A 12,441-nucleotide genomic window follows, 5' to 3' on the forward strand; every position below is an offset into this window, starting at 1 on the left:
TTTATATTAGTGTACAAATCGTTTTGAGCCAATGACGGGAATTGAACCCGTGACCTCTTCCTTACCAAGGAAACGCTCTACCCCTGAGCTACACCGGCTTATTTGGTTTACAGGTTCAGAGTTTAAAGTTACAAGTCAAGCTCGCCAAAACTTCAACCTTTACTTGAAATTCATTTTTCAAGTCTTAGAGCGGGAGACCGGGTTCGAACCGGCGACATTCAGCTTGGAAGGCTGACGCTCTACCAACTGAGCTACTCCCGCATATTTTTTTGGGACAAGCCCAAAAAAAGATTCCATTATTTCAAAAAACTTCCCTTTTTGTGTTGTTCCGCTGAACAACTTTGTGGGGAGAGCAGGATTCGAACCTGCGAAGGTGAAAACCAACAGATTTACAGTCTGTCCTCGTTGGCCGCTTGAGTATCTCCCCGCCTTATTTTCAGTAACTTACGAGCCGATGGAGGGACTCGAACCCACGACCTGCTGATTACAAATCAGCTGCTCTAGCCAGCTGAGCTACATCGGCAATTTACCGCTTGTTTTTCACAAAAAAAGCCCGCTATTTCTAACGGACTGCAAATGTATATATATTTTTTTTGTTTCAAAATAATTTTTGAAAAATTTTCTATGCTTTTGCTCTTAATTTTTCTTTTCGTTTCACAAGTTGCCTTTCCAAAGAGCTGCAAGCTGAATCAACAGCCTCTTCAAAGGTCTTGCATTGTTTTTTTGCCACCAATCTATCTCTGGGCACGGACACCATGATTTCCACGATCTTATTCTCCTTTGCACTAGTGTTTTCCACTTTTAAAAAGACCTCCGAATCTACGACCTTGTCATAGAACAAATCCAACTTGTCCATTCGCTTTTGAACGAAGTCTAGGAGTTTACCATCAGCTACAAAATTTACCGATTGTGCATTTACTTTCATAAGATGTAGTTTTTATACTGTCAAAGACAGTGAAGTTAAACATTACAAGAAATATTATTTCTTGCTTCTTGGATGGGCCTTTTGATGAACTTTTTTGAGTTCAGCGATACTGTTGTGCGTGTACACTTGAGTAGATGCCAAACTTGAATGACCCAATAATTCCTTTACGGAATTTAAATCTGCCCCCCTGTTCAGCAAATGTGTTGCGAAGGTGTGCCTGAGTATATGCGGGCTCTTTTTTACCTTGGGGGATACTAAACTAAAATACTTATTTATAGTTCGATAAACAAGTGTTTCATAAATTTTAAGACCTTCTTTTGTTAATATTAAATACGAATTATCCTGTACTTTTTTAAGACTGGAGCGTACTACCATATACTGTTCTATACATTGTTGGGTAGCGGGTAAAATGGGAATTATCCGTTCTTTATTGCGTTTACCCAACACTTTGAGGGTTTGATTGGCCAAATCAACATCTACCAATTTAAGATTCACCAGTTCCGCTCTTCGCATTCCTGTGGCATACAACAAATCAATGATTAGTTTATCACGTAAACCCTCGAAATCATCGTTGAACGGATTTTCTCCCAGAAGTGCATCCATTTCCTTTTCCGAAAAAGGGATTTCTACTTTTTTTTCAGTTTTAAGTGCCTTGTGTTTTATCAAAGGCGAAACTTTAATCTCGTCTATCTTCAATAAGAACTTATAATAGGCCTGAAGCGACGATATTTTCCTATTGATGGTTCGGTTGGATACTCCACTTTGGGAAAGCTCCACAATCCAATTTCGGATAAGCGGATAACCTATGTGCGTAATGGAAGATGCTTCGTATTGCGTTTCGCAAAAACTGGAAAATGCATCGATATCCTTTTGATACGCCTTTATGGTGTGTTCGGAATAATTCTTTTCTAAACGTAAATAAGAGATAAAAGCACTTACGGACATATACCAAAGGTAGCAATTAGAATACACTATAGGTATAGAACGAAAAATCCCGCTCCAAAATTGGAACGGGATTAAAATATATTTTCTGTAGGCTATACCCTATACTTCTTCTTGATCTCTAAGACCTTGAATGTATTGAGCTTTTTGTATCTGAGCTCTACGCTCCACAGAAGGCTTAGTGAACTGCTGTCTGCTTCTCAACTGACGCATTGTTCCTGTTCTGTCGAACTTACGCTTAAAACGCTTTAATGCTCTATCGATGTTTTCTCCTTCTTTTACTGGTATAATTAACATGGGCTACAACCTCCTTTCTTTAAAATTTTGGTTTGCAAATATACAAAGGTTCTTCAACCTGAAAAGAAATATTTTATTTTTTTCAATATTACCTAAATAGTTGGCTTTTTGTATTCCTTTTTATCTATGATAATTTTAGCCAATATTTCCTTCAAAATTTCAGAAGTACCTCCACCAATTGGGCCCAATCTACTATCTCGGCTTAAGCGCGCCATCGGGTAATCTTCGATATACCCATACCCGCCTAAAAACTGGAGGCAATTATACATGACCTCATCGGCCATTTGTGTGGATTTCAATTTGGAAATAGTTGCTTCCTTCACAACATAAGCTCCTTTTTCCATTTGGGCCACTGTTGCATAATTAAACTGTTTGCATAACAACATATCGGAATGCAGGTCTACCAATTTGTGACGCAATGCCTGAAACTGATCAATGGTTTTGCCAAATGCTGCACGTTCAGACATATATTGCAAAGCATAATCCAACGCATATTCCGCTCTTGCATGAGCATTGATACCCATGACCAAGCGTTCCAATGCAAAGGCCTCCATAATATAATTAAAGCCAGCATTCTCTCTCCCCAACAAGTTTGCTACAGGGACCTCAACATTATCAAAAGCCAACTCAGCGGTATCGGAAGCTCGCCAACCTAATTTATTTAATTTACTTGCGGAAACACCTTTTGCATTTTTATCAACAATAAACATACTGATGCCTTTATGGCCAGCATCTTTATCTGTTTTTGCTGCAAGAACAATATAGTCCCCATAAACTCCATTGGTAATGAAGGTCTTAGAACCATTTACAATATATACATCTCCTTTTTTCTCAGCAGTGGTGCGCATGGCCGCCACATCGCTACCCCCAAATGGCTCAGAAACTCCTAAAGCACCAATTTTATCACCAAGAACACTAGGCTCTAGATAAGCCCTCTTTTGATCTTCATTGGCTAGCTTGTTCAAATAGGTCATTGCCAAATATTGATGCGCCCACATGGCCGCAGCAAAACCACCAGAATTTATTTTTTGAAGCTCTTCAAGAAAAATAACGGTATAAAATAGGTCCAGTCCCAATCCAGAATATTCCTCGGGGGTCATAAGGCCAAAGTAGCCCATCTCCCCAAACTTGTTCCAAATAAATCGGTCTATCTGACCAGATTCTTCCCATTTTTCAATGTGGGGAACAACATCTTTCTGTAAAAAATCCTTCAAACTTTCCCGGAACAAGTTATGCTCTTCCGTGAAGTACATATCGATCATACCTCCTATTTTAAAGAGACAAATATAAAGCTATTCTATCCAATTTTTCGGCTGGAAACCCATCCACATTTCCTAATTCTTGAAATGATGTAAATGCTCCTTTGAGGTTGCGATATTCAATAATAGTATAAGCAAGTGATTTGGGGATATATATTAATTGGGACAATTGAGAGACATCCGCCTTGTTCAGATTGATCTTATTAACATTAGGCACCATCTTAACCTGAAAATTACGCAAAGTTTTTTCTACCACTTCAGGTTGCAATCCATACACATCGTACAATTGTTCGTTCACCAAGAAGCCGCCCAGTCGATCTCTAAATTTTATAATTCGTTTGGAGAGGGTTGCTCCGATGCCATAAACACTTTCCAATTCCTCTGCAGTGGCTTTGTTCAAATCCTTAATTATAACTGTGGTTTTGTTTGGTGCAGATTTTTTTTGAGAAGATGCCTGACTGTTCTTCCATTGAGGAAATTTAAAAGATGGTGAGATCAATTCCAGCAGTGAATCCGAGATGTGTGTGATTTGCTGAAATTCTTCAACCGAATTCACAAACTTACCTTGTTCACGATAAGTATGAAGCCTATCTAATTCTTCAGGAGACATACCCAAAGTATATCCTTTATAATCTAAAATGTAATTTGGGTTGAATGGGAATATTTTTTCCTCCTCAACTATTAATTGTGCTCGTAGACTATCCAATTGTCCCTGCTCAACTTCATTAAGTGCAAAATGGGTCGGCCCAGAAAAGGGTTTTGATTTTAAGTAGAAATAGCCAATTTGAAATCCGACCAGAATCAGCAATAAAAAGAAAATCCCACTTCGTTCTTGTTTATTGAACCTGAAGTGGGATTTATAAATCATCGAATTAAATTTTAATCTTCGGTAATCGCCTTAGCTTTCAATTTAATAGCACCCATATATTTCTTGAGTTCGGCTTTTACTTTTGGGGCAAGTATAACAATACCCACCATGTTCGGCACCATCATACCAAATATCATGGCATCAGAGAATCCAATCACAGATCCTAAACTTGCAGAAGCACCAACAATTACAAACAAACAGAATATAATTTTATAGGTGTATTCGGTTCTTTTGGTTCGACCAAACAGATATGCCCAAGCTTGATATCCATAGTAAGACCATGAAATCTGAGTACTGAAAGCAAACAATACCACAGCAACAGTTAGCACATAAGGGAACCAGCTAATAACGGATTCAAATGCACCAGATGTCAACAAAATTGCATCAGCATCATTCAAACTTGCGTTGCTTGGATCCACATTTCCAGTGATGATCAATACCAACGCTGTCATGGTACAAACCACAACAGTATCAATAAATGGTTCCAACAATGCTACCAATCCTTCCGAAGCAGGATATTTTGTACGTACCGCAGAGTGGGCAATGGAAGCCGAACCTACACCTGCCTCATTGGAGAATGCTGCTCTTCGGAAACCTTGGATCATTACACCCACGGCACCACCAACAATTCCAACTGGAGCAAAAGCACCTTCAAATATTTGTCCAAAGGCCCAACCAATCATATCATATCTGGCAACCAATACAAATAAGGAAGCACCCACATAGATTACTACCATAAATGGAACAATCTTATCGGTAACCTTGGCAATGGATTTAATTCCACCAATAATTACGATACCGACCAAAATGGCCATCACCACACCAAAGGCCCAACGATATCCGTAAAGAAAGGATTCGGTACCTCCGGTCATATTTTCAAAAAGCTGAACAGCTTGGTTTACTTGAAACATGTTACCACCACCAAAGGATCCTCCAATACACATTATTGCAAATGCACCGGCCAATACTTTTCCTAGCGTCTTATTTTTTAAACCTTTATTAAGGTAATACATAGGACCACCAAATATGGTTCCATCAGGACCAACATCACGATATTTTACACCCAACGTGCATTCAACAAATTTTGAAGCCATTCCCAAAAGACCAGCTACAATCATCCAAAAAGTTGCACCAGCTCCACCAATGGAAACTGCTACCGCAACACCAGCAATATTACCCAAACCTACAGTGGCAGATAAAGCCGCTGTCAATGCCTGGAAGTGTGACACTTCTCCATTGGAACTTTCATCCCTAATAGTGTCAATAATATCTCCGTCAACTACAATTTCATCTTGGTTATCGGCCAAATGCTTGTCTAGACTTTCAACCTTGTTCATATCAACCCCAGCAGCAATTCCGTCTTCACCATACAACTCCTTTGCACCGTACTTTTCAATATCCTCATACTTGCCCATTACCACCTTAATAGCAGTAACAACACCAGTGAAATTGATAAATTTAAAATAGAAAGTAAAGAAACCTGCTCCTAAGATCAATGGGAACAGCACCCAATAAATTTTAATGTTCTCTGAAAAGGGGATTTGGTAAAAAATGAAGTTTACGAACCAACCTGTGAGGTCTCCAAAAACTTTATCAATTTTTTCGTCGATTCCCACTTCCTGCGCCTCTTGGGCCATGGACATTAAGGGTAAAAAAATTGAGCAAATAGATAGAAGCTTATACTTCATAATAATGTTTTGGTTATGTTAGTTTTTTGTAAAGGCCCCAATATCCTAAAAAATTTCAACGGAAAAAAATTAATGATTGTTAAACCTATCCAATCTGAAACATTTCGTTGAGTTTTCTTATTTGTTCTGGCCTACCCAACACAATCACCTTGCTTTTGGGTTGCAAAACCATATCTGCTTCTGGGTTGATTATGTACTTACCTTCTGGATCTATATAACCTATAATAGTACATCCCGTTTTTCTTCGAAGATCTAAATCCCGTAGCGAATGACAATCCATTTGATTGGTAAAATCCTCTATTTCTACCTCCTCTAAATTGGTGGTATGCTCCCCTTCTATGGACAACTTGTCCATAAAGGTGATCAAGTCGGGCATTACCACTAAGGAAGCCATGTGGTCCCCCCCAATTTTATCGGGCATAATCACTTTGTCCGCTCCAGCAAATTGTAGTTTTTTAAGGGAGGTTACTTGTGAAGCTCTACTTATAATGAATAGTTTTTTGTTTAATTGTCGTGCGGAGAGCACTATAAAAAGGTTGGCGGCATCATCAGGTACGGCCGTGATCAAATATTGGGCACGATCGATACCTGCCTCCATCAGCACCTCATCCTCATTGGCATCTCCCTCAACAAACAATATTTCCTCTTCATGTCTCTCAATAATCTCCTTATCCTTTTCAATAACCACAAAGGGTTTTTTATAGGCCATTAGCTTTTCCGCGGCCTGCATGCCATTTCTACCAAATCCGCAAACGACCACATGGTTTGAGAGACTATCTATTTGCTTTTTCACTTTTTTCTTTTTTAAGAGTTCGAGTTGATTTCGACCCAAGATATATTCCGAAACCACCGAAATGGCAAAACCAAAAATAAAAACACTGGTTACGATTAAAAATACGGTAAAAATCTTTGCATCCGCATCTAAGGGGCGTACTTCGGAAAAACCAACGGTGGTCACCGTGATAATGGTCATGTACAATGCCTCTATCCAAGTAAAATCAGAAATTAATTTATACCCCACCACACCAAATACAAGCACTGTAGCCATTAAGGAAAGTGCCAATACTATTTTGGAGCGAAGTAATCGAATCATAAATTAGAGGTCAAAAACGGAAGTTCGTTTGGTGTAGATCAAATCTTTTATGCGAAGCCAAAATGCGATAAATAGGTATAGGGCAAAGCCAAAACCCAAGGTTACAAAAGTGAGATAAATAAAGCTGGTTCGCACTACCCTAGCCCGAATACCAAGTCGCTCCGCGATGCGCCTGCACACCTCAAAACCTCGCTTTTGAAAATAATAAAGGGTATTATAAAATAAAGACATACCTAAAATTATATATTTCTATTCAATAATTGGGTACCCACGGCACATTGCAGGCATTTATTTTTTGCGCAATACGATTGGTACAGGGTCAATTTGGCTTGGCTTTCCATTGCATTTTTAGTTTCATGTCCCAGTTTATCAAAATTTTTGATGATGGAATTCTGCTCACTTTCAACTTGAGCCATAAGGGCAATCAAATCTTCATGGTCTTCATTGCCCAAGTGTTTGGCATAACAAAACCGCAATGGCACCAAAGTATTGAGGATGATCAAATCGATAAACGACTTTGAAATACGCTTTTTGCTTTTCTTGGATATCTTACCAAAGGTAAAATGGTCTTCCCAATACGTTCCAGCTTCCACCTGAAAAGCATCGAACACCTGCTCCTTGGTCTTCAAGGTCATCAAATGGGCAAAAAACTGATGTTTACCTTTATATATATTAACCAATTGCGAAATTCTGATCGTTGGGAAATTATGAGGCCTCAATCCAAAGAAGTTGGGTTTTGAGGAAGGAGCCGATAATCCAAATTTTCGTGTTAAATAATCATACTCCTTTTTAAGCTGAATAAAATAGGTGTCATTGCATTCAACCTCCAAAAGTCCAAAATGACCAAAAAGCAAAGCTTCCAATTGTTGTGGTGAGTTCGATACTTTCCGAATAATGGAAAAATCCAGCTGTTTTGCTCGTTCCAAAAAATAGGAGCCATTTACTTTGGATCCAAAATTCTTAGCTAGCATTATAAATAGAACAGCCTCCCAATCATTTTTTGATGCTTCCAGTAATTCAAAAACTAATTTTGACTTTTCTTCCATTCTTTCAATGTACAGGCGGTGCAACCAATTTTCGAACAAGAAATTGTCTACGCCTCCTAAATCCCTTTCACAATTAATAAAAGTGACTTTAGACTTTTCGAAAAGATTCTGATAACTTTTCAACAACTCGTGCGAAACAAAGTGTTGCACCTCTAAAGCGGGAATTCGGGTGCCGTCTTTCCTAAAAACAGCAATGTCATCTTCCCAAACTACATGGAGGATGACATTGTTGTAATTTTCATCAGTTTCGTGATGGTGAGCATACCAATCCGAAGATTTAAGGTGCATCTCTACATTACCAGCCCATAACTGTCCGTTTATTTCAACTTGTGCATTGAAAAAATCGGGGCCAGCCAATTTGTTTTGGAACCCAGGTGACTTTATGGTCACCGATTCCTTATTGCCTGTGCACAATTGTTTTGTTGGAAGCTTGTTGTGCTTCCACATAAAATATAGTAGGTCTTCTCGCATCGATTTGGGATTGATGGAGGGTGCCCGTTTACTCTTCCCTATCTCCTTCCCAGTTCATAAAGCCACCTTCCAAATTATATGCATTCGCTATTCCAATACTGTTCATAATGGCACATGCCTGACCGCTACGGTTACCAGACCTGCAGTACACGTAAAAATTCTTGGACTTGTCCAACTTGTCCACTTCCGCCAAAAATTCCTGCCCCAAATAAATATCTATATTAATGGCACCTGGAATATATCCTTCTTCAACTTCTTCAGGAGTTCTTACGTCCAAAATGATGGCGTTTTCATCATTTTGCAATTGTTCTTCCCACTCTTCTTGTGATAAATCTGACATTTTATTTTATTTATATGGCAACAAAATAAACGAATATCTTTTAGATAAAATAATTGCTTTTGTGCGTCATTCCGAATTTATTTCGGAATCTCATGAACTTTTAAAATATATGAAGATGGGAACCTGAAACTAGTTCAGGTTGACGAATTTCAGTGGATTCTAATTCAGCGAAACAAAAAATCCGGAGCATTACCCCGGATTTTCATCTATTTTATTTTTCAAATCAAGCTTTTATCCCGCATCCAATAGCCTTGGTTGTCTTTAACGGAACTTCTTTCCCAGCCAACATAGCATCCACTGCATTCTCCACAAATTTTTCATCAACACTGGCGGCATCTTGGTAATTATCGTCAATGGCACCAATGTACTTTACCTCATTCCCTTTTGATGTCTTCTCCAATAAAAATACATGGGGTGTTCGTGTAGCACCGTATTGTGGATACACTTTTTGACCTGCATCAATTAAATAAGGAAAAGAAAAACCTTTGTCCGATGCTCGTTCCTTCATTTTATCAAAGCTATCGCCTGGTTTCTTGGATGGGTTGTTTGGCATAATGGCCACAACAGGAACTCCTTTAGATTTATATTTGGCATCTAAAGCAATGATTCTATCCTCGTAGGCTTGGGCATAAGGGCACGTATTACAGGTAAAAATTACTAAATAGCCCTTTGCACTTTTGTAATCTGAAAGCGAAACCATTTTTCCGTCCACGTTTTTCAAAGAAAAATCCGTAGCAATATCGCCCACTTCATATCCTGCTTCCAAAGGAGAAATTTCCTCCGAACTTATAACTCCCATGGCCAGTGATGCTCCAACAAGCAGCAACAAGGCCACTATTCCAAGTATTTTGTTTGATTTCATAGCTCTTTTTATTTGGTGAATTTGCTTAATTCTTCGTTCAGTTCTTCATAGGTGAAGCCCCTTTCATAAAAACTTCGTTTATCCTTATTATATATTAAGGTAGCAGGAATGGCTCCGCCCCACTCCTCGGATACCTTTGGAATCCACACATTTTGTTTCGGGTCGTCCAAAATCACCACCTCGGATTGGATATCTTTTTTTTCCACATAAGGCTCCAATCGAGATTTCCACATGTTGGGCATGTCCAAACTGACTAGAATTACTTTTACATTATTTTCTTTTTGTTCTGCATTTACTCTTTCAAAATGCGGCATTTCTTCAATACAGGGTTGGCACCAAGTAGCCCAGAAATTAACAATGTAAGTGATGCCGTCATCTTTATGTAACAACGGTTCAAATGCATTGAAATCATATACGGGGAATTTGACATCGGCTTCATCCTTGGTATTATTTGTACTACTTTCAACTAAACTGGAATCCGCTACCTCGTTATTTTTTGCTTTTTGGTCTTTACAGCTGAAAATCAATACCAAAACCGTCAAAAGGATAAATAACCTATTCATTATCTGTATTTTACACTCTTAAAAATACAAAGCAAAAGCTTCCCAATCCACTCTTTAACAAAAATTTATCGAATAAAAATTTGGTTGGAAATGAAATAATCACATACATTTGTATATACAAATATTGTTTAGACATGAATGTTGAAGAGATTATAAAAACCTCGAAGGAAATTCCACTGGAACCCAGAACATTGATTCATATGCAGTTGGTACACAATAAAATCAACGAAACCATGAACAGTGCCCTAAAACCCTTTGAAGTTTCCCTGCAACAATTTAATGTGCTACGCATATTGAGAGGACAAAAGGGCCAACCCGCGAACTTATCCACCTTAAATGAACGGATGGTGACCAAAATGAGCAATACCACACGCTTGGTCGACAAACTTTTGATCAAAGGGTTTGTGGATCGTGCCGTATGTCCCTCCAACAGAAGAAAAGTTGAGATTGTGATTACTGAATCTGGACTTAAAGCTTTGGAGCAAATGGATGCTTCCTTAGAAAAAGCCCACGAGGAAATCTATCAGAATTTCAACACAGAAGATTTAGAAAAATTAAACGAATTACTAGATAAATTTTAAATAGCATGAGCACAGCAATAGAAGATAAAGTGAGTACTGTACTAGAAAATAGAACCTGGCGCTATGCCACCAAAAAATTTGATACCTCTAAAAAAGTATCGGAAGAGGATTTGAACACCTTATTGGAAGCAACCCGTTTGAGCGCTTCTTCCTATGGGCTTCAACCGTATCATGTATTGGTGATTTCCAATCCAGAGGTAAAAGAGCAACTTAAAGCAGCTTCTTGGGGACAGTCACAACTTACTGATGCATCTCACATCATCGTTTTTGCCAATTTCGCAGATTTTGGTGATGAGTTGGTAGACGATTATATCACCAATGTGAGTGAAACTCGTGGTATTCCTGCTGAAAACTTGAATGGATATGCAGATTTTATGAAATCCAAATTGGTCAATCTTCCAACCGAAACCAAAAACAACTGGACAGCAAGACAAGCATACATCGCTTTTGGTAATGCTATGCAAGCGGCAGCTGAGTTAAAAATCGATACTTGTCCTATGGAAGGTTTTGAAGCTGAGCAATACAATGAGATTCTTGGCCTAACTGACAAAAATCTTAAAGCCGCAGTGGTATTGGCCGTAGGTTACCGTTCTGAAGAAGATGATACCCAGCATTACGCCAAAGTACGCAGATCAGAAGAAGAATTATTTACCCTTATATAAGTATTAAACAATTACAATTAAAACAGATATTTAAACAATCATGAAAAAGAGAATTTTAAGTTTAGCCTTGATCACCCTTTTTGGAGCTTCTGCAATCGCAAATCCAATCGTTAAAGAAACCAAAGAAGTAAAAACTTCTGAAAGCACTGTTACCTGGAAAGGTTACAAAGTTGGTGGTTCTCACAATGGAACTATCTCCCTAAAATCTGGTGCTTTGCAATTTGACGGTGAAAAATTGGTAGGTGGTGAATTTGTTGTGGATATGACCAGCATCAACACTACCGATTTGGAAGGTGATTACAAAGGTCAGTTGGACGGTCACTTGAAATCTGATGATTTCTTCGGAACTGCCAACCACCCAACAGCCAAATTGGTTTTCACTAAAGTGAAAGCTACTGGTAAAAATTCGTATGCCGTAACAGGTGACCTTACTATTAAAGGAACTACCGAGCCTGTAACTTTCGATGTTTCCGTTTACGGAGACAAAGCAACTGCTTCTTTGAAAGTAGACAGAACAAAGTACGACGTAAAATACGGATCGGGGATTATTGGTACTGCCAAGGACAAATTGATCTATGACGAATTTGATTTGGTAGTTGATCTACAGATGTAGGCAACTCATGTTTAGTGTGTAAAAATCCCGCCCAATTAAATTGGGCGGGATTTTTTATTTTAAAACAAAAGGGTATTGCTGAGTTAAAAATTCCTCCCTATATTTGAAGCAATGAAATTATTTACAGCAAATAACTGGTGGTGGAACAACTTACGTCAAACGTCGTGAGCTAAGTCCCCATTATAATCATACAAGAGGCTTGTCATCACGACAAGCCTTTTTTGTTTTTAA

Annotated in this window: 15 protein-coding genes and 4 tRNA genes; 3 read left to right on the forward strand and 16 right to left on the reverse strand. The window is 38.5% G+C overall.

Translation table 11 applies throughout. From position 1 onward, the window contains the following. Positions 1–26: 26 nt before the first annotated feature. The 16 genes from BLQ18_RS15885 to BLQ18_RS15960 all read right to left on the reverse strand — a co-directional run bounded on the left by BLQ18_RS15885 (position 27) and on the right by BLQ18_RS15960 (position 10,354). A tRNA-Thr gene (locus BLQ18_RS15885) sits at positions 27–98 on the reverse strand. Positions 99–188: 90 nt separating this feature from the next. Beyond that, positions 189–261, reverse strand: a tRNA-Gly gene (locus BLQ18_RS15890). An 83-nt stretch (positions 262–344) separates the two neighbouring features. Further along, positions 345–427 (reverse strand) — tRNA-Tyr (locus tag BLQ18_RS15895). 22 nt (positions 428–449) lie between these two features. Beyond that, a tRNA-Thr gene (locus tag BLQ18_RS15900) sits at positions 450–523 on the reverse strand. 99 nt (positions 524–622) lie between these two features. Further along, positions 623–925, reverse strand: a complete 303-nt coding sequence (gene hpf / locus BLQ18_RS15905) for a ribosome hibernation-promoting factor, HPF/YfiA family (RefSeq protein ID WP_090299070.1) — start codon at positions 923–925, stop codon at positions 623–625. Between the two features lie 54 nt (positions 926–979). Continuing rightward, positions 980–1,870, reverse strand: coding sequence for a tyrosine-type recombinase/integrase (locus BLQ18_RS15910; protein ID WP_090299073.1), 891 nt, complete (start codon positions 1,868–1,870; stop codon positions 980–982). Between the two features lie 99 nt (positions 1,871–1,969). Further along, positions 1,970–2,164, reverse strand: coding sequence for a 30S ribosomal protein S21 (rpsU, locus tag BLQ18_RS15915; RefSeq protein WP_090299076.1), 195 nt, complete (start codon positions 2,162–2,164; stop codon positions 1,970–1,972). Between the two features lie 92 nt (positions 2,165–2,256). Beyond that, complete coding sequence (locus BLQ18_RS15920) at positions 2,257–3,426, reverse strand: acyl-CoA dehydrogenase family protein (RefSeq protein WP_090299080.1); 1,170 nt, start codon at positions 3,424–3,426, stop codon at positions 2,257–2,259. 10 nt (positions 3,427–3,436) lie between these two features. Continuing rightward, entirely contained in the window at positions 3,437–4,291 is an 855-nt protein-coding gene (locus tag BLQ18_RS15925) for a ComEA family DNA-binding protein (RefSeq protein ID WP_090299084.1), read from the reverse strand. Positions 4,292–4,302: 11 nt separating this feature from the next. Continuing rightward, positions 4,303–5,979 carry an alanine/glycine:cation symporter family protein gene (locus BLQ18_RS15930; RefSeq protein WP_090299087.1) on the reverse strand — a complete coding sequence of 559 codons (1,677 nt, stop codon included), beginning with the start codon at positions 5,977–5,979 and terminating at the stop codon, positions 4,303–4,305. Positions 5,980–6,064: 85 nt separating this feature from the next. Beyond that, positions 6,065–7,072, reverse strand: coding sequence for a potassium channel family protein (locus tag BLQ18_RS15935; protein ID WP_090299090.1), 1,008 nt, complete (start codon positions 7,070–7,072; stop codon positions 6,065–6,067). A gap of 3 nt (positions 7,073–7,075) precedes the next feature. After that, on the reverse strand, positions 7,076–7,303 hold the full coding sequence (locus BLQ18_RS15940) for a PspC domain-containing protein (RefSeq protein ID WP_014033469.1): 228 nt from the start codon (positions 7,301–7,303) through the stop codon (positions 7,076–7,078). A gap of 8 nt (positions 7,304–7,311) precedes the next feature. Next, on the reverse strand, positions 7,312–8,589 hold the full coding sequence (locus BLQ18_RS15945) for a DUF2851 family protein (protein ID WP_090299093.1): 1,278 nt from the start codon (positions 8,587–8,589) through the stop codon (positions 7,312–7,314). A 28-nt stretch (positions 8,590–8,617) separates the two neighbouring features. Continuing rightward, positions 8,618–8,929, reverse strand: a complete 312-nt coding sequence (locus BLQ18_RS15950) for a rhodanese-like domain-containing protein (RefSeq protein WP_090299097.1) — start codon at positions 8,927–8,929, stop codon at positions 8,618–8,620. 223 nt (positions 8,930–9,152) lie between these two features. After that, positions 9,153–9,791: a thioredoxin family protein gene (locus BLQ18_RS15955; RefSeq protein WP_090299100.1), complete on the reverse strand. Its 639-nt coding sequence runs from the start codon at positions 9,789–9,791 to the stop codon at positions 9,153–9,155. 8 nt (positions 9,792–9,799) lie between these two features. Continuing rightward, positions 9,800–10,354, reverse strand: a complete 555-nt coding sequence (locus BLQ18_RS15960; RefSeq protein ID WP_090299102.1) for a TlpA family protein disulfide reductase — start codon at positions 10,352–10,354, stop codon at positions 9,800–9,802. A 134-nt stretch (positions 10,355–10,488) separates the two neighbouring features. On the opposite strand from BLQ18_RS15960, the gene BLQ18_RS15965 reads away from it, so the two are divergent. The 3 genes from BLQ18_RS15965 to BLQ18_RS15975 are packed head-to-tail and all read left to right on the forward strand — an operon-like array spanning position 10,489 to position 12,210. After that, a complete protein-coding gene (locus BLQ18_RS15965) occupies positions 10,489–10,935 on the forward strand; it encodes a MarR family winged helix-turn-helix transcriptional regulator (RefSeq protein ID WP_090299105.1) in 447 nt (148 codons plus the stop codon). A gap of 29 nt (positions 10,936–10,964) precedes the next feature. Then, complete coding sequence (locus BLQ18_RS15970; RefSeq protein ID WP_090299355.1) at positions 10,965–11,597, forward strand: NAD(P)H-dependent oxidoreductase; 633 nt, start codon at positions 10,965–10,967, stop codon at positions 11,595–11,597. A gap of 40 nt (positions 11,598–11,637) precedes the next feature. Further along, the gene (locus tag BLQ18_RS15975; RefSeq protein ID WP_090299110.1) at positions 11,638–12,210 is read left to right on the forward strand and encodes a YceI family protein; all 573 of its coding nucleotides are present in this window, start codon (positions 11,638–11,640) and stop codon (positions 12,208–12,210) included. The last annotated feature ends 231 nt before the right edge of the window (positions 12,211–12,441 follow it).

This window comes from Flagellimonas zhangzhouensis (assembly GCF_900102925.1).
In the GTDB taxonomy this organism is placed as follows: domain Bacteria; phylum Bacteroidota; class Bacteroidia; order Flavobacteriales; family Flavobacteriaceae; genus Flagellimonas; species Flagellimonas zhangzhouensis.